Origin of the sequence: Brevibacterium sp. FME37 (assembly GCF_014897485.1) — a bacterium.
Taxonomy (GTDB): domain Bacteria; phylum Actinomycetota; class Actinomycetes; order Actinomycetales; family Brevibacteriaceae; genus Brevibacterium.
This window is the reverse complement of record NZ_JABUYE010000003.1, coordinates 1-15,562: the sequence shown is the minus strand read 5'-3', so window position 1 is coordinate 15,562 and position 15,562 is coordinate 1. Positions and strand designations below refer to the sequence as shown.

Annotated in this window: 20 protein-coding genes; 12 read left to right on the top strand and 8 right to left on the bottom strand. The window is 62.0% G+C overall.

Features of this window, described 5'->3' with window-relative positions; translation table 11 throughout:
• The first annotated feature begins 461 nt into the window (after positions 1-461).
• From INT29_RS04210 to ltaE, 7 genes are all read left to right on the top strand, one after another.
• A protein-coding gene (locus tag INT29_RS04210; protein WP_413463154.1) for an IS5 family transposase occupies positions 462-1,374 on the top strand; the annotation gives its coding sequence in 2 pieces (ribosomal slippage) (positions 462-833 and positions 835-1,374; 912 coding nt in all).
• 314 nt (positions 1,375-1,688) lie between these two features.
• A complete protein-coding gene (locus INT29_RS04205) occupies positions 1,689-2,756 on the top strand; it encodes an IS110 family transposase (RefSeq protein ID WP_193070818.1) in 1,068 nt (355 codons plus the stop codon).
• Positions 2,753-2,962 (top strand): MMPL family transporter, encoded by a 210-nt coding sequence (locus INT29_RS04200; RefSeq protein ID WP_226841617.1) that lies wholly within the window; start codon positions 2,753-2,755, stop codon positions 2,960-2,962. Before INT29_RS04205 ends, INT29_RS04200 begins: the two co-directional genes overlap by 4 nt.
• A gap of 139 nt (positions 2,963-3,101) precedes the next feature.
• Complete coding sequence (locus INT29_RS04195) at positions 3,102-4,172, top strand: pirin family protein (protein WP_193070817.1); 1,071 nt, start codon at positions 3,102-3,104, stop codon at positions 4,170-4,172.
• Complete coding sequence (locus INT29_RS04190; RefSeq protein WP_193070816.1) at positions 4,169-4,537, top strand: GNAT family N-acetyltransferase; 369 nt, start codon at positions 4,169-4,171, stop codon at positions 4,535-4,537. The genes INT29_RS04195 and INT29_RS04190 overlap by 4 nt, the downstream gene beginning before the upstream one ends.
• Positions 4,538-4,540: 3 nt before the next feature.
• Positions 4,541-5,023 carry a carboxymuconolactone decarboxylase family protein gene (locus INT29_RS04185; protein WP_101570174.1) on the top strand — a complete coding sequence of 161 codons (483 nt, stop codon included), beginning with the start codon at positions 4,541-4,543 and terminating at the stop codon, positions 5,021-5,023.
• Between the two features lie 4 nt (positions 5,024-5,027).
• Positions 5,028-6,056 (top strand): low-specificity L-threonine aldolase, encoded by a 1,029-nt coding sequence (gene ltaE / locus INT29_RS04180; RefSeq protein ID WP_193070815.1) that lies wholly within the window; start codon positions 5,028-5,030, stop codon positions 6,054-6,056.
• A gap of 40 nt (positions 6,057-6,096) precedes the next feature.
• On the opposite strand, the gene INT29_RS04175 is transcribed toward ltaE, so the two are convergent.
• Positions 6,097-7,272 (bottom strand): MFS transporter, encoded by a 1,176-nt coding sequence (locus INT29_RS04175; protein ID WP_319020833.1) that lies wholly within the window; start codon positions 7,270-7,272, stop codon positions 6,097-6,099.
• A gap of 68 nt (positions 7,273-7,340) precedes the next feature.
• On the bottom strand, positions 7,341-7,751 hold the full coding sequence (arr, locus tag INT29_RS04170; protein ID WP_193070814.1) for an NAD(+)--rifampin ADP-ribosyltransferase: 411 nt from the start codon (positions 7,749-7,751) through the stop codon (positions 7,341-7,343).
• Positions 7,752-8,009: 258 nt separating this feature from the next.
• Here arr and INT29_RS04165 point away from each other — a divergent pair, with 258 nt between their 5' ends.
• Positions 8,010-9,320, top strand: coding sequence for an Nramp family divalent metal transporter (locus INT29_RS04165; RefSeq protein WP_193070813.1), 1,311 nt, complete (start codon positions 8,010-8,012; stop codon positions 9,318-9,320).
• A gap of 53 nt (positions 9,321-9,373) precedes the next feature.
• Here the strand turns inward: INT29_RS04165 and INT29_RS04160 are convergent, their stop codons facing one another.
• Positions 9,374-10,000 (bottom strand): TetR/AcrR family transcriptional regulator, encoded by a 627-nt coding sequence (locus INT29_RS04160; protein ID WP_193070812.1) that lies wholly within the window; start codon positions 9,998-10,000, stop codon positions 9,374-9,376.
• A gap of 54 nt (positions 10,001-10,054) precedes the next feature.
• Here INT29_RS04160 and INT29_RS04155 point away from each other — a divergent pair, with 54 nt between their 5' ends.
• Positions 10,055-10,594: an HXXEE domain-containing protein gene (locus INT29_RS04155; protein ID WP_193070811.1), complete on the top strand. Its 540-nt coding sequence runs from the start codon at positions 10,055-10,057 to the stop codon at positions 10,592-10,594.
• Positions 10,595-10,655: 61 nt separating this feature from the next.
• Here the strand turns inward: INT29_RS04155 and INT29_RS04150 are convergent, their stop codons facing one another.
• The gene (locus INT29_RS04150) at positions 10,656-11,678 is read right to left on the bottom strand and encodes an aldo/keto reductase (RefSeq protein WP_193070810.1); all 1,023 of its coding nucleotides are present in this window, start codon (positions 11,676-11,678) and stop codon (positions 10,656-10,658) included.
• A complete protein-coding gene (locus INT29_RS04145) occupies positions 11,675-12,160 on the bottom strand; it encodes a MerR family transcriptional regulator (protein WP_180958906.1) in 486 nt (161 codons plus the stop codon). The genes INT29_RS04150 and INT29_RS04145 overlap by 4 nt, the downstream gene beginning before the upstream one ends.
• A 136-nt stretch (positions 12,161-12,296) precedes the next feature.
• On the opposite strand from INT29_RS04145, the gene INT29_RS04140 reads away from it, so the two are divergent.
• A complete protein-coding gene (locus tag INT29_RS04140) occupies positions 12,297-12,860 on the top strand; it encodes a dihydrofolate reductase family protein (RefSeq protein WP_193070809.1) in 564 nt (187 codons plus the stop codon).
• Between the two features lie 429 nt (positions 12,861-13,289).
• Here INT29_RS04140 and INT29_RS04135 read toward each other — a convergent pair whose 3' ends face one another.
• Positions 13,290-13,562, bottom strand: a complete 273-nt coding sequence (locus tag INT29_RS04135; RefSeq protein ID WP_193070808.1) for a DUF3263 domain-containing protein — start codon at positions 13,560-13,562, stop codon at positions 13,290-13,292.
• 86 nt (positions 13,563-13,648) lie between these two features.
• On the opposite strand from INT29_RS04135, the gene INT29_RS04130 reads away from it, so the two are divergent.
• The gene (locus INT29_RS04130) at positions 13,649-14,119 is read left to right on the top strand and encodes a hypothetical protein (RefSeq protein ID WP_193070807.1); all 471 of its coding nucleotides are present in this window, start codon (positions 13,649-13,651) and stop codon (positions 14,117-14,119) included.
• Positions 14,116-14,520 (top strand): hypothetical protein, encoded by a 405-nt coding sequence (locus INT29_RS04125; protein ID WP_193070806.1) that lies wholly within the window; start codon positions 14,116-14,118, stop codon positions 14,518-14,520. Before INT29_RS04130 ends, INT29_RS04125 begins: the two co-directional genes overlap by 4 nt.
• A 113-nt stretch (positions 14,521-14,633) precedes the next feature.
• On the opposite strand, the gene INT29_RS04120 is transcribed toward INT29_RS04125, so the two are convergent.
• Together INT29_RS04120 and INT29_RS04115 are read right to left on the bottom strand one after the other, a co-directional pair.
• Positions 14,634-15,080, bottom strand: a complete 447-nt coding sequence (locus INT29_RS04120) for a hypothetical protein (RefSeq protein WP_193070805.1) — start codon at positions 15,078-15,080, stop codon at positions 14,634-14,636.
• 178 nt (positions 15,081-15,258) lie between these two features.
• Positions 15,259-15,562 (bottom strand): integrase core domain-containing protein (locus INT29_RS04115; protein WP_193070804.1); only part of this gene is annotated, 304 nt, incomplete at its 5' end.

Sequence of the window (15,562 nt, the reverse complement as noted above, 5' to 3'; positions counted from 1 at the left end):
TGGGAGTCGCTCCCGACTACCAGCAGCCTCACCACAGAACTACTTGGGTTTGCGGGATTCGGAGCTACATCACAGTCGGAGAGCTGTGCACCCCCAATAGTGCAAGTCTCCACGGACGGCTCGCCAACTGGGATTCCGGATTCATCCACTGAAGAGTACACAGCAGCCGAAACTTCAAAAGGGCGTGCTGGGCCCTCGAGATCCAAGCTGATGAAAGAGTCTTTGAGCGTGCTCTGGTCCAAGGTTGGCCACGAGACAGTGGTTGGTTCTTCCTGATCCGCAGGATACTTCCCGCCTTCAGGCCAGCTGGACGAAATCAGAACCGGCTGGGCCTCACTATTCGCTACCCTAAGATTGTATGTAGCTGTTTCCGCATCCGTGTTCGAAACAAGTGGATAACTGCTGGGCGAGCTAGGGCGTGTCTCCTTTATTGACGATTCCAGGACTGACACGGTGGGTTGGTGACGACAAAGCAACGACACCGAGTATTCACTGATGAGCAGTGGGAGAAAATCGAACCACTGTTGCCCTCGAACGTCGGCAAAAGAGCCCGACCGTTTGAGAACAACCGTCGAATCGTCGAAGGAATCGTCTACCGATACCGGGCCGGCATCGCCTGGCGCGACTTGCCACGCGAGCACTTCGGCCCCTGGCAGACAGTATGGAAACGCCACCGCCGCTACGCCGCCGACGGCACCTGGGACCGGGTGCTGGCCCACGTGCTTTCTGATGCCGATGCTGCCGGTGACATCGATTGGAACGTCTCCGTCGATGGCACCATCAACCGTGCCCACCAGCATGCAACGAACACGACACGCCCTGACCAAGACACAGGGGGCTACGTCGAATTACAAGAATTCTCCCGATTCGGAGTGTGAGCCGGCCGGGCACGGCATCGGTCGCTCTCGTGGTGGGCTGACGACGAAGATCCACCATGCCGTCGACGGTAAGGGTCGACCTTTGGCGGTGGTGGTCACCGGCGGGCAACGTCACGACGGGGTAATTCTGCCGCAGGTCCTGGCTGATATTCGAGTGCCCCGGGCTGGTGGTGGGCGTGCTCGCACATGCCCGGACTCCGTTCTGGCGGATCGTGCTTATGGGTCCAGAGGCAACCGCGAATACCTGCGTTCGCGTGGAATCCGCACAGTGATCCCGGAGAAGAAAGACCAGATCGCGACTCGAAAGAAGCGCGGCAGCAAGGGTGGGCGGCCGCCGGCGTTCGATGCCGCTGCGTATCGGAACCGCAATGTCGTCGAGCGTTCGTTTGCCTACGTCAAGCAATGGCGAGGGCTAGCGACGAGATACGACAAGCTCGCCATCACCTATCGAGCGGCAGTCGTGATCAGCGCGATCCTGACATGGCTCCGCCATTAAAGGAGACATGCTGTGAGTCTTGGGGTGGCTGGTCTGGGACCGGCTGACGAGGATAGGAGTTGGTCGCTTCACTCCGGTCGTGACTCAAGACATGCTCAGCCCCTTCTTTGAGGGTGGCCTGCTAGGGATCTGTCCGTCCGGGGTGAGGCTGCCGGCACCGTCCTGGCCCACTCCGGTGACTTGATCAGAAGGCTGTCCGCTCACATTGTGAGCGTGACTCATCACAGTACTGCCCCGAAGTGACTCCTACCCAGACCGGTGCCGGCCGCCAGCGGCCAGACCACTGTTCCTGTGTAGGAAGGACCCGTACCGCTATGTCTATCGTCGCTCATGTTCACCCATTCGTCATCGGCGTCGACACCCACGCCCGTAATCACGTTCTGGCGGTCCTGACTGCCAGTGGCGAAGCCGTCGATACTGCCCAATTTCCCACCACGATTGCTGGAATGGCTCGGGCGATCTCCTGGGCTGGTCGTCGCACCGGTGGTGATCTGGCTGCGCTGTGGGTCATCGAAGGCGTTGCCTCCTACGGAGCCGGTCTGGCTGCTGCGCTCGGCAGGGCCGGATACACCGTTGTGGAAGCCGCTCGGATGAACGCACGAGCCAACCGAAGCCTGGGAAAATCGGATTCCCTGGACGCTCACCGCATCGCCACTGCGGTACTTCCTCTGGACACCGCCCAGCTACGGCAACCGCGCCGCGCCGAAGGAGTGCGGTCGGCTTTGCGGGTCCTCATCGCGGCTCGTGATCACATGACTGCCGAGCGGACCGCGACCGTTAACGCGCTGATCGCGCTCGTGCGCGTCGTTGACCTGGGCCTTGAAGCCCGCCGACCCTTGACCCGCGTTCAGATCGCGACAGTTGCCCGGTGGCGGTCTCGCGACGAAGACCTCGGCATTGCAACCGCCAGGACCGAGGTCATTCGGCTGGCCAAACGAGTCGCTGAACTCGACGAGCAGATCGCGTCCAACAGTACGCGGATGGATGAGCTCGTCCGTGCTTCGCAGGCAGCGCCACTGCTGGAGAAGACCGGCATCGGAACCGTGACCGCGGCCATCTGCCTGACTGCGTGGTCCCATCACGGTCGCGTACGTTCTGAAGCGGCATTCGCCGCTCTGGCCGGCGTCAACCCCATCCCAGCGTCCTCGGGTAACACCGTCCGCCACCGGCTCAACCGTGGTGGAGATCGACGTCTCAACAGGGCCCTGCACATCGCTGTCCTCACCCGCATGACGCATCACCCCGAAACCCGGGCCTACGTCGAGAAGCGGCAAGCCGAAGGTCGTACTACCAAGGAGATTCGCCGCTGTCTAAAACGCTATCTCGCGCGCCAGATCTACCGGATACTCAACGCCAACGAGACACGACTCAGCGCCGCTTGACAAACATAGAAGGATCCCTAGTCTCAAGCTCGTCCGGACTGCTCGCCGTCATCCCGGTGATGTTCTTGTTCCAGCTAGCGTTGATCGTCACCTTCCGCGTCCTCCTCGATGCGATCCTGGTGCGCTCCCTCGTCGTTCCGGCCCTCGTCCACGACATCGGCCGCAGCGTGTGGTGGCCGTGGCGGAAGCGGATTCCGCGGGACTGAGGCTCGGCTGGCGAAGGCTCTGGTTCCGCCATCCAGCCCCCACTGGATTTCACCGCACAATGTGTAAGACTGACGGTGTCTGAGCTGGGATGCGCCGCGCCGGCGGGTGTCTGATTGTGAATGCGAAGGTGGGATCGATATGAGCAATGTGGAGACGAAACCCGAAGAGGTCGTCTGCGGCCCCGGTGGGCTGCCCGGCCCCGAGTGCGCACAGCAGGGCAGAGCTCCGGTCGAGATCCTCACCGCCCGCGATGTTCCCTTGGGCGGTCCGCGTGCCATGACCGTGCGTCGGACTCTGCCACAGCGCCAACGCTCACTCATCGGCCCGTGGTGCTTCGTCGACCACTACGGTCCCGACGACGTCTCGACCTCCGGCGGCATGGACGTCGCCCCACACCCGCACACCGGCCTGCAGACGGTGAGCTGGCTCTTCGCCGGCGCCATCGAGCACATCGATTCCGGCGGCAGCACAGGCATGGTCCTGCCCGGCGAGGTCAATCTCATGACCTCTGGCCGCGGCATCTGCCACTCCGAAGTCTCAGCCGAGGACACCACGGCACTGCACGGCGTCCAACTTTGGCTGGCGCTTCCCGATTCGGTGCGCCACCAGGAGTCCAGGGACTTCGAACACCATGCCCCCGAACTGACACCGTTCGACGGCGGCGAATTCCTCGTCTTCCTCGGCGAACTGTGGGGAACCCGCTCACCCGTGAACACCTATTCCCCGCTCATGGGCGCCGAGGTGCGGCTGCGTCCCGGTGCCACCATCGACCTGCCGATCAACCCGGCCTTCGAACACGGAGTCCTCGTCGACTCCGGGGTCATCACCGTCGAAGACGTCCCCGTGCCGGCAAACGCCCTCGGCTACACCGGTGTGGGACTGTCCGAAATGCGCGTCAGCAACAGTGCCGATACCGACGCACGCATCGTCCTCATCGGCGGTGAACCCTTCGACGAAGAGATCCTCATGTGGTGGAACTTCATCGGCCGCACCCATGAGGAGATCGCGCAGTACCGCGAGGAATGGCAGGCAGAAGGTGACCGCTTCGGTGCCGTCGACGGCTACGTCGGAAAGGGCGGCCCCGGTCGCAACGCCGATGGCATGTCCAGGCTGCCCGCGCCGAGGCTGCCCGAGGTTCGCATCAAAGCGCGGAAGAATCCGCCCCCGCACGTTCACACCGAATCCGAGAATAAGGAGAATCAGCAATGAGCGAAGAACTCAAGGACAAGACCGGCGAGGCCGTCACCGTCGAACTCGACGAAGCCCGCGGTGCCTATGTCATCAGGGATGCCTCCCGAACCGACGCCGGCCGCGCCTTCTTCATCACCGGGCCTGAAGGAGAGCGGATCTTCCACCACACCGAGGTCGATGAGGCGTTCGGCGGCCGTGGACTCTCCAAGGTACTGGTCGCCGAGTCTTTGGCCGGCAGTTGTGAGCAGGGCGTGACAGTGGTGCCCGTGTGCCCGCTTTTCGTGAAGAAGCTGGGTGACACCGGTGATGACTACCTGGCGGAGGGCGGAAAATTCCGCAAGGCCACCGGCGCCGACATCGACCTCGTCCAACGGGAGGCCTGAAGAGTGTCACGAGCCAACGTCAATCGTCCCTACATCGACAAGATCCACCCCGAGGTCTACAAGTCCATGGTCCAGGCCGCGACCGCCTCGCGGAAGGTCGCCCGAGCAGCAGGCTTGAGCGATGGACTCCTCGAGCTGGTCAACACGCGAGTCTCCCAGATCAACGGATGCCGCACCTGCCTGAGCATCCACGCTCCGGCAGCCCGGAAAGCAGGGGTCGAGGAGATCAAGCTCGACCTGCTGCCGACCTGGCGTGAGGCAGAGATCTTCGACGATCAGGAAAAGGCCGCACTGCTGTTGGCGGAGACGCTGACCATCATCGACAAGACGGCCGATCGCGACGCGATCGCCACCGAAGCCGGTGAGTTCCTCTCGGCGGAACAGATTTCCGCAGTCGAATGGACCGTGATCCTCATCAACTCGTTCAACCGCATCTCGATCGCCAGCAACCACCCCGTCGCCCGCCCCCGAACCGCGGAGAACTGAGCACATGAACGCAACAGATGGTCCGCGGGTTGATTTCCGCTCCGACACCGTGACCAAACCCAGCGCGGGAATGCGCAAGGCCATGGCCGACGCCGAGGTGGGCGACGCGGTCTACGACGAAGATCCGACGACCAACCGGCTCGAGGTCATGACCGCCGAGCTCCTCGGGAAGGAAGCGGGGCTGTTCTTCCCATCGGCCACGCAGGCCAACCTCGCCGGGATCATGGCTCACTGCGGACGCGGCGACGAATTCATCGTCGGCCAGACCGCGCACGCCTACCGCGATGAGGGAGGGGGAGCGGCGGTCCTGGGGTCGATCCAACCGCAGCCATTGCCCAACGAACCCGACGGCAGCATCGAATTGGATGCAATCACCTCGGCGATCAAACCCGATGACTTCCACAATCCGATCACCCGGCTGCTGACGCTGGAGAACACCTTCAACGGTCGCCTCCTTCCCGAGGACTACGTGAAGGAGGCGACCGAATTGGCGCGCAGCCGTGGTCTGGCCACTCATCTCGATGGGGCACGGATCATGAATGCTGCCGTGGCCACCGGCCGCGAAGCCTCGGAACTGACGGGTCGATTCGACTCGATCTCACTGTGTCTGTCCAAGGGCCTCGGCGCCCCAGTGGGTGCGCTGCTGGTCGGGACCAAGGAGCTGGTGGGTCGGGCCAAGCGCATCCGCAAGACGCTCGGCGGGGGCATGCGCCAGACCGGTGTGCTCGCCGCCGCAGGCATCTACGCGCTTGAGAACAACGTCCAGCGTCTGCGTGAGGACCACGACCGTGCGACCCGCCTGGCAGAGGTCTTCGCAGACTTCCCGGAGCTCGGCGCCGGTGCAGCACGGACCAACATGGTCTTTCTGTCCCCGGACGGTGTCGACATGTCCGCGTTCTCCGAGTTCCTGAGCGAACGCGGCATCATCACCGGCGGTGCACACGGCAAGCTGCTCTGGGTCACGCACCTCGACATCGACGACGAGGCGATCGAGTCAGTCCGCCGGGCCTGCACGGAGTACTTCGGGCGGTAGGTTCGTCGGCTCAGCTCAACTCAGTTCAACTCAGCGCAGCTCAGCTCTTGCGCGGACCCGCGTAGATGCGGCGGCTGACCACGATGGATACGGTGAGCACGAGGCCGACGGCGCACGTGATCGCGAACAGCAGCGTCCATTGATTCTTGTCGCCGAGTCCACCGCCGAACGCGGCACCGACTGCGCTTCCGGCGAAGAGGGTGCCTGCGAAGAATGAGACGACGGTCCCGCGGGCCTGCGGCAGAACACCGGTCGCCCAGGTCTGCAGGGATGAGTGCTGGAAGGACCAGGTCGCGCCGAGCAGGAGTGCGGCGATGATGACCATGGTGATCGACAGGTGCGCGGCGAGGAGTCCGAAGGCGAGCACCGTCGCACTGCCGCCGATTGCGATGAGCCGCGGCATTGACAGACGAGAACTGAGGGCCTTGACCATGCGACTGGTGATGATGACGCCGACACCGTAGGCGGCGGTGGCCAGGCCGGCGATCGCCGCGCCGGTGCCTTGGGACTGCAGGGCCGGGGCGAGCAGGGTGAGGACCCCGAGGACCACGGCGCCTTCGATGAAGGCCAGGCCGATGACGATGAGCACCCACCGGTGGGTGATCGCGGCACGGATGGTGGCAACGACGCTACCCGGCTGCTCCCGGGGCGGTTCAGGCAGTCGGCGCAGACCGAAGGCGCATCCGACGGCGAGGACGGCCGGGATGGCGAAGACCACTCGCCAGTCGATGAAATGTGCGAGGACCCCGGCCAACGCTGTGGCACTCGCGGTTCCGACGGCGATGGCGGCCATGAGATCGGTGAGTGCGGGCTGACGATTCGCCTCGTCGACGGTGTCGCCGACATAGGTCAACGAGGTCGGGACGATGGCTCCGTAGAACGCACCGGACAGAGCGCGAGCGATGACGAGGATGCTCAGCGTCGGGGCGAAGGTCGCTGCCACGCCTGTGAGGGCCGCGGCGAAGAGTGTCCACTTCATCAGGCGAACCCGCCCGAGCTTGTCGGAGAGGATCCCCCATACGGGTTGGCTGACGCCGTAGGCCAGGAAGTAGGCGCTGGCGATCGTCAGCGCTTCGGCAAGGGTCGCGCCGAGGTCGTGGGCCACGAGAACGATGAGCGGACTGATCGCGAAACGGTCGAAGCTGGAGACGAATGCGGCCAGCGAAATCGACAGCGGGGGACGCGTCGGCGCGCGAGGGGCATCGTCGGGGCTCACGCTCGACTACTGTACTCCGAGCCGAGAACTTCTTCGGCGGTTGACGGCATTTGGGCAGTTCAAAACGCTCAGTTGATGATCTTCGCAGCGGGGTCGGCGTGGAGTTTCGCCAGTTTGTCCCGCCAGTCCTGAAGCTCTTCCGGGGTCAGGCGTTTGAAGTCGGTGACCTCACGGACGACTCGCAAGGGTTCGGTGCTGCGATAGGACCGGGTGGGGTTTCCCGGGAACTTCTTGTCGGTGACATTGGGGTCATTCTCATAGTCGCCGGTCGGCTCGACCTCATAGACATGAGGCTCTCCGTCCAGCGCGGTGATCTCCGCGGCGAGTCCCGCACCATCGGTGAGTGCGGTGAAATAGATGTGGTTCATGACGACCTCGGGCCGGTAGTTCGAATTGAACCCGGCTCTCAGCAGGTCACCGACCTCCAGCTGTGCCTTGGTGCCATGGAAGAACGGACCGTCTTCGAGTGCATCAGTCATGGCGTCGAATATACGCCCGGAGCCTGGAAACGGCCCTCAGGTGTGGAGGTTAGAATGGAACCCAGCGGCCCTCTTCTTCGGCTTTGAGCCAGGGCTCCTTCCCGGGTTATGAGACTTCCATCCCGACATGTGACGGTCTCGTCCATACTCATCTGAGCGAACGACGCCAACGTCTACGGCGTTCGTGCGAATGAAGCTCATTCGGACGACGCACGTACCTTCGTCGACGAACTCATGTGAAGGAGCCCCACCCCACCCATGTCCGCCGAAACGACTCCGCAGACAACCGACACCACCACCTCGGCGCCGGGAACATTGGCCGGAAGACTGCGGCTGGTCGGGCCGGGCATCGTCCTCGCGCTGGCCAGCGTCGGTGCTTCGGACATGATCACGACGATGAACTCCGGAGCGGAGTACGGGCTCGCGCTCATCTGGGTCTTCACTGTCGGCATCCTCCTCAAATTCGTCCTCTCCGAGGCGGTGTCTCGCCTGCAGATGAGCGGTGACCGATCACTGCAGTCCCACCTGACCCGATTCGGCGGACGATTGTTCCCCACTCTGTTCCTCATCGCAGAGCTGCTTGTCGGACTGTTCTTCGGCGCCGGGGTCATCGCCGTGACGACGAACATTCTGCAGGCGCTCTTCCCGGTGCTGCCGTTCTGGCCGACCGCGGTCGTCGTGCTGCTTTCGGCCGCGATCCTCGTCGGCATCGGACGCTATGGTTTGGTCGAGAAGGCGATGATCGGCTTCGGCATCATCATGTTCTTCGGAATCGTTGCGCTGGCGATCTCAGTGTTCCAGGGTCAGGAAGCTCAGGCGGTGGCTGTGGAGACCGTGGCCCCGACCTTCCCGAACGGGTCGATCATCACCGTCATGTCACTCATCGGCGGGGTCGGCGGAGCCACCGGACTACTGGCCTACTCATACTGGATCCGCGAGAAGTCCTGGCGCGCCGCCGAATGGAAACCTGTCGTGCGCATCGACCTGTTCATCAGCTACGCACTGGTGTTCGTCTTCGCCGTGGCGATGAGTGCCGTTGGCGCCTTCATCCTATATGGCCAGGGCTTCACGATCGCTGATAACGACTCACTGTTCGCCATCGCCGACAGCCTGGTCTCACGCATCGGCGAACTAGGACGAATCGTCTTCCTCATCAGCTTCCTCGCCGTCGTCTACACCAGTGTGCTCGGCGGATTCTCCGGCATCGCCTACGTCACCGCCGACTGCATACGCGTGCTGCGACGCTACCCGCACCAGGACAAGCCCGAACACGAGATGTCGGCAAAGTCGGTCGAGTTCCGCGGCGCACTCGTCTACCTCTCCATCGCCACCCTGGCAATCATGAGTCTGGGCCAGCCCGTGACCCTGGTCCTCATCTACGCCGCGATCAGTGCCTTCATCCTCCCGGTGCTCGCGATCGCGCTCCTCGTCATCCTTAATCGAACCTCGGTGCCGACAGCACTGCGGAACAAGGGGCTGTCCAACGTACTGCTCACGGTCTGCTTCCTGCTGTTCGGATTCCTAGCCGTGCTGCAGGTGCGGGAGTCGTTGATAGGGCTGCTGGGGTAGAACGCCCCTGTCGCCTTGAAATGCGCAACGAGGAGGATTGCAGCGCCTGTTCGTTACTGGGCGCGATTGGGATGCTCAGCATCAGACTTGGCGAGGTAATGATCGAGCAGGCGAGCACCCAAGTGGGCTGCCTCGTCAGGATCCAGGTCCGCAAGTTGAAGCGATAGGCCGTCAATGACAGCCTGCAGGATTGCTGTCTCCGGGAAGTCAGACTGAACGGCCTCCGGGGGAGCATCGTCAACCATGCCGGGGAATGCTGCCTTCCTGGCTCGGATGAGTCGCTGGTACATTTCCCCGAGTCGGGTTGAAAAGATGTGCTTGAGCTCTGTCAGCGCGGGGTTCGTGTCGGCATGGGTAGTGAAGGCGAGCCAGACCTTGAACTCGCGCTGTCGCTCTGCAGTGAGAGGGAGCAGTTCCAGCAGGATCGCCCGCGTCCACTCGTGCGTCGGCCCGGTCCGCGGCATGGCAGTGATCCGCTGCGTGAAACGGTCTGCGAGTAACTCCATGGCGTCGTGCACCATTTGAGCCCGCGTAGGGAAATAGTGCTGGACTGTTCCCCCCTTTACGCCGGCCTCGGCGGCCACGGTCCGCACGCTGACTCCCGTCATGCCATCCCGGGCAACAACGCGCCACAATGCCTCGGCCACCAGACGCTTTCCATCCCCTATTGCTTGTTCCATGGGATCATCTTACACTCGTAAGAGGAGTTAATACGAGTGTAAGAGAGCAGCGAGATGATGCACATCGCGACTGATGTAAGTACGAAGCCCGAACTGCCCACCCAGAAACGTCTTGCAGTCTTCTGGGCGGCGACTATTGTCGCTTTGGCGTTGCATAATGCTGAGGAATGGCTGCTGGGTCTGACGGGTTGGATAGCTGCACACCCCTGGCTGCCGGGGCGGTCACTTCACGGAGACCAGGAGCAGTTCGGTCTCGCGCTCGTGATCGTCACTGCGGCGATTCTCACGGTCGCCGTGATCGCGGTGTCGACCCGGGCGAAATGGAGCGCCGAGGCGTTGGTGTGCGGTGCCTACGCCCTGATCGCCAACGCTGCTGGCCACCTCGCCATCAGTGTGGCGGCATGGAGCCTGATGCCCGGGGCGCTCAGCGGCATTCTCATATTGCTTCCACTGGGCGTGATCATTGTGCGAACGCTGCCGCCCGTGCGGTGGACTATGTCCATAACCGTGATGACGGTGATCGCTGCCGTGGCGATTGTGATTGGAGCACTCCTTGTCGCTGCAGTCCTTGCACCAATCATCTCTGCGCTCTGATGACCTCTTCGAGAACCTCCCGGCCTCGGACCCGGCAGTACTGACTGTCAGAACCCCAGGCTCACTCCCGCCCGGAGCTGATCCAGCTCGGGTTGTCCACGATATTGCGAGTGCCCTCGACCAGTGACTGAATCGAATCGAGCTGTCTCATGTCATCGGCGTCGAGAGACACCTCCACGGCCCCGAGGTTCTCAAGTGCACGTTCGGGTTTGCGCGATCCCGGGATCGGAACCGCGGAGACACCCATCTGGCTGGCACGCTCGAGAAGCCAAGCCAACGCCACCTGAGCGTTCGAAGCGTTATGTCGGCGGGCCACCTCGGCGACGATATCGACGATCTTCTGATTGGCATCCCACGCCTTGCCCATGCGGGTGGTGCCGCCGCGGAAGTCACCGGCGACCTGCTCCTTGGTCAGTGTGCCGGTGAGGAACCCGCGGCCCAGGGGGCTGTAGGGCACGAATCCGACGCCCAGCTCGGCGCAGGCCGGTACGACATGGTCCTCGACGTCGCGGGACCACAGGCTCCACTCGGACTGGAGTGCGGCGATCGGGTGGGTGGCCTGGGCCCGCCGCAGTTCCTCGGAGGTGACCTCAGAGAGACCGATGTGGCGAATCTTTCCCGCTTCGATGAGTTCGGCCATGGCACCGACGGTCTCTTCGATGGGCACATCGGGATCCGGGCGGTGGTGATAGTAGAGATCGATCGTCTCCACGCCGAGGCGGGCCAACGAAGCATCGCAGGCAGAGCGTGCGTATTCCGGGCGTCCATCGGTGCGTTTGTCCGAATCGTTGGCTCCGGTGCGGCCGGCGGTGATGCCGAACTTCGTGGCCAACTGGACCTCGTCGCGGCGCTTGGCCAGGAACGGTGCGAGCATCTCTTCATTGGTGCCGGCCGGGCCGGTGGCACCCTCGCGGGGTTCGCCGTAGACGTCGGAGGTGTCGAGGAAGGTGATGCCGGCATCGACTGCGGTGTTCAATGTGTCCCGTGCTGCGTCGTCGGTGGTGCCGCCGTAGACGTGGGACAAAGCCATGCAGCCGAAGCCGATGGGGGAGACGCTGAGGTCGCCGAGGTGGGTGGTGGTCATGATGGATCTCCTTCTTGGTGGTGGGAGCTCGGTGAGGTATCTGCCGGTGCGCGGTCGTCATCGGGAACCCCGCCGTATTTGGCGATTTTGTAGTCAGTTGTGAGGAGGGCCAGTTCCAGCTCGTGAAGTTGGGAGACGATGCGCTCGCGCTGGTCGAGCATGATCTGCAGACGCTGCCCGGTTGTCGCCTCTCCGACGCGGACCAGGTCGACATATCGACGGAGTTCGCTGATGCCCATCCCGGAGGTCCGCATGCGAACGAGGAAGTCGAGGCGAGCGACGGCCTTCTGATCATAGATTCTGTGTCCCGAGTGGTTCCGAGGCACCTCGAGGAGCCCGGCGCGTTCATAGTAGCGGGCGGTGTGTGCGTTGATGTCGAGGAGCGCACAGACGTCTGAGATCGAGAGCTCCACATCGTCATCGACCGAAAGCGCTCGCTGGAGACTTTCAGGGCGTTGAAGGTTTGTGGTGTGCCGAGTCATGGAAGCCAACCTACGACTGTGAGTGCACTCTAAGTCAAGGGGTGGGATGAAACTGATTGTGAACGCAAGGCCGCAGTGCCTGAGTGTTGCCGATTTTCCTTGATCGTTCTCGCTCGCAGCAGACATACTTGATCCTGTGTCCACAGTGCAGAAGCCTCTCCGTGCAGTCGTCTTTCTCGGGTTGAGTGTCGATGGCCGCATTGCGCGGCCGGACGGGGACTTGGAGTGGCTGACCAGCCGCGGCGAGGCCGCCGGAGATGCGGGTTTCACACCGTTCGTTGAGTCGGTTGACGCGGTGTTGATGGGCCGGAAGACCTACGAGGCCATCGCATCCGTCCAAGAGTGGCCCTACCTCGGTCGCCCGATCCATGTGATCAGTACGACCCTTGCCGCAGATGCTGACCCTCGAATCATCGTGCACCGCTCGCCCGAGGCGGCCGTTGACGCACTGCAGCGGGATGGTCGCCGCCGCGTCTACGTCGACGGTGGGGCGACCGTCCGGTGGTTCCTTGCTGCCAAACTTGTCGACGAGCTCACTCTCTCCCAAGTGCCTGTGCTCATCGGCGATGGGCCGTCACTGTTCGGCTCGCTTGGCGGAGATGTGGACCTCGAGCACGTGCGCACAACAGTCCTCGATGGCGGGATGGTCCAGACGACCTACCGCGTCGTGGACGGGCCAACTCCTCACACGTCCGAGTAGATCACGTTGATCGAGAAGTCACTCCCGGAGTAGGGAAAGGCTCTGGTGGTGATGCAAGGGGCTACGAGTGGGAGTCTTGTGGCACCACGTTGCTTCTGGCGATGTAAAGGCAGATCTCGTTCACACCAATCAGAAAGACGCCTGATGCCAACAGAACGGCGCCAGCTACGGTCACCCCGGTCAAGAGAAGGATGATTCCCGCAACCAGGAGCGGGTAGCTCAAGCCGGTGAGCAGGACCGAACTACGAGCGAGTTCACTCATTCTTACTGATCACAGACCTCGATTGTGTACTTGGTGACGAGTGCGAGCTCTCTCAAGCTTCATCCAATCCGAGCGGAAAATTCTGCTCACAGTCCTGACCGCGAATCCGCAGGAACTCTGCTCAGACTCGATTCAGGTCAGCCTACTAGCTTCTATGTTCCTCGCACTCACTGAAATGCGCGGCTCTTCCACCGCCCGTGCCGTCGTTCGAAAGCAAACCTCTCCGCTCTCAGATGCCTAACTCGATTCACGACGTCTGGGGCGTATCTATAGGCCGCATCCGTATCGACAATCCCCTCGAGCACGACAATGTACTCATCAAGTGGCAGCTCGATGTGCTGACACAGCGCGTCGCGAGCAGTTGACGTGTGCTCTGTCTTCTCGAGGTCGAGGATCATGCGATCGTGCGCTGAGAGTTCATTCACGGTGCCGGGGACCATACGGGCCAGTGTGGCATATTGAGTGTGAGACTGTCGCGACTGGGCTTTGAAGGAGAATCACGGTGAACGGTGGAGGCACAGCGCGCATGTTGATTGTGGCTACCGACGAATCGGTAGATCTCTACCATTGGGAAGAGGCACCCTGGGTGGAGTGGGTGTACCTCGGATGGGTCGTCGCGGGAGCAGCGGTCGCGGTCTGGTTTCTGATCATGATAGTCAGGAGACAGCGCGCATGGTTGCCACTGACCCTTCTGGGGGTCTCGTCTGTCGGTCTGATCGCTGGAGGGTTCTTTGTTCAAATCGGGCAGGGAACCTATACAGATGATGAGGGGATGTGGGCCTGCCCGTCGAGCCTCAACGCGATGCGGATCACCGAAGCAAACGGACTGAAGCTGCCGGAGGCAATCGTCAAATGCCGTGCCGATGCGAAACGAAACATGACACTCAGTGGAGCATTGGCAGGAACAGGTATCTTGGTCGCAGTTGTGACCGGCTGTGGGACCAGCATCGTTCGAAAGCGGACCACAGTGTTCGCTGACGAGGGGGCGAAAGCATGAGCGGTCAGACTGTGTATCTGATCTTCGCTGAGCAGATCTCTCCATTCGATGCTGAAGAAAGGATCGACCCGCTGGTCGGAATCGTCAGTGATGAAGCCGAATGCTTTCGCATTGAAGCAGAGCATCCTGAATACACGATCAGTTGGGAAGAACGCGACGTTGATGACGCAGGCGAGCATGCAATCACCACCGGGGACGTGGTCTACGCGTATCACTACATGGCCACAGTTCGAGCAACACCAGACGGGGGAGAGGCCATCGAGCTCCTGACGGATGCTGCCGTCGAGAACGTCTTCTTCGAGGAAGAGAACGCGCGGAAGATGCTTGAGGTCGGAGACCTTCAGGTCATCACCATCGGCGAACTTCGACTGCAAGGTGATTTTCAGATAATCGAAGGATGAGAATCTTCCTGACGCTCTGATGCTTCCGACGGCGCCAACTGAAGACGTGGTTGACGCTGTTGGCGACCGACTTAGCCCAAGCCTCGGTGAAGCCAAGAAGAACGACTGGTTGGTTAAGGCGTACTTTGTCGTGGACGGGCGAAATGGATGCTGATCTTTATTGCCACGGCACCGAGAAATGACGCAATTCCTAGTGCGGCTGCACCCGCGCCAACACACGTCACGACGTCTTGGGCAGGACTGCTTTCCAGACTTGTGTCACCTGAGAGAGCTATGAAACCAGTAATGGTGAGCCCCACGACTGTGGCGCATGCCAGTCCAGACATCAGAAGGATCGAGAGAGCTGCGTTCGGGCCGTTCACGGGGTTGGGGTCTCCGACTTGCAAAGGCTTTCGAACAGCAATCGCGACGATCAGGCCCACGGCCACCAGCGTCAGAGCGATCCCGAAACCGAGTATGGTCCACATTGTCGAGAACAGTGACAGTCCGGCTACGAATCCGATGATGAATGTGCACAGGCCGGTGACCGCCAGCGCAGCACACAAGCGTTCGGCACTCACTCGGCTCGCCTGCACTCCATCAATTAGCTCTGCCTGCTCAGTAGTGAGGCCGGAGGTTGCTTTACGATACGCAGTAACATCAAAGAACGTCCCAAGCGGGAAATGGCGGTCTAGATCTACATCCTCGGGATTCCGGAATTTTTCAAGTCAAGCGGTACCAGGGTGAGTGAGGCAGTGGTTAGGCTGCCTCTGTTTCGGTGCCCTCCTTTGGTTGGTTGATCCATGCCGGTCCGGGTAGGGCCAGGATCTTGGGATCGGTGGCCTTGCTGAACCTTTGGGGGTGTTTGGCCCGCGCGGCAGCCAAGGTCTGTGAGCGTTTCACGGCGACGCTATCGGCGAAGCCATAGTGGACGTTGGCTGGAGTATGGAACCCGATGCCAGAATGCTGATGAGCGTGATTGTACCAATCCACGAATTCACTGATGAAGGCCCGCGCGTCGCCCAGGGACGCGAAGCGATCGGGGAAGGTTGGCCCGTACTTC

Coding starts and splice junctions, on each gene's coding strand:
- INT29_RS04205 (WP_193070818.1), top strand. CDS start 1,689: ATGTCTATCGTCGCTCATGTTCACCCATTCGTCATCGGCGTCGACACC.
- INT29_RS04195 (WP_193070817.1), top strand. CDS start 3,102: ATGAGCAATGTGGAGACGAAACCCGAAGAGGTCGTCTGCGGCCCCGGT.
- INT29_RS04190 (WP_193070816.1), top strand. CDS start 4,169: ATGAGCGAAGAACTCAAGGACAAGACCGGCGAGGCCGTCACCGTCGAA.
- ltaE (WP_193070815.1), top strand. CDS start 5,028: ATGAACGCAACAGATGGTCCGCGGGTTGATTTCCGCTCCGACACCGTG.
- arr (WP_193070814.1), bottom strand. CDS start 7,751: ATGACTGATGCACTCGAAGACGGTCCGTTCTTCCATGGCACCAAGGCA.
- INT29_RS04165 (WP_193070813.1), top strand. CDS start 8,010: ATGTCCGCCGAAACGACTCCGCAGACAACCGACACCACCACCTCGGCG.
- INT29_RS04160 (WP_193070812.1), bottom strand. CDS start 10,000: ATGGAACAAGCAATAGGGGATGGAAAGCGTCTGGTGGCCGAGGCATTG.
- INT29_RS04155 (WP_193070811.1), top strand. CDS start 10,055: ATGATGCACATCGCGACTGATGTAAGTACGAAGCCCGAACTGCCCACC.
- INT29_RS04150 (WP_193070810.1), bottom strand. CDS start 11,678: ATGACCACCACCCACCTCGGCGACCTCAGCGTCTCCCCCATCGGCTTC.
- INT29_RS04145 (WP_180958906.1), bottom strand. CDS start 12,160: ATGACTCGGCACACCACAAACCTTCAACGCCCTGAAAGTCTCCAGCGA.
- INT29_RS04135 (WP_193070808.1), bottom strand. CDS start 13,562: ATGGTCCCCGGCACCGTGAATGAACTCTCAGCGCACGATCGCATGATC.
- INT29_RS04130 (WP_193070807.1), top strand. CDS start 13,649: ATGTTGATTGTGGCTACCGACGAATCGGTAGATCTCTACCATTGGGAA.
- INT29_RS04125 (WP_193070806.1), top strand. CDS start 14,116: ATGAGCGGTCAGACTGTGTATCTGATCTTCGCTGAGCAGATCTCTCCA.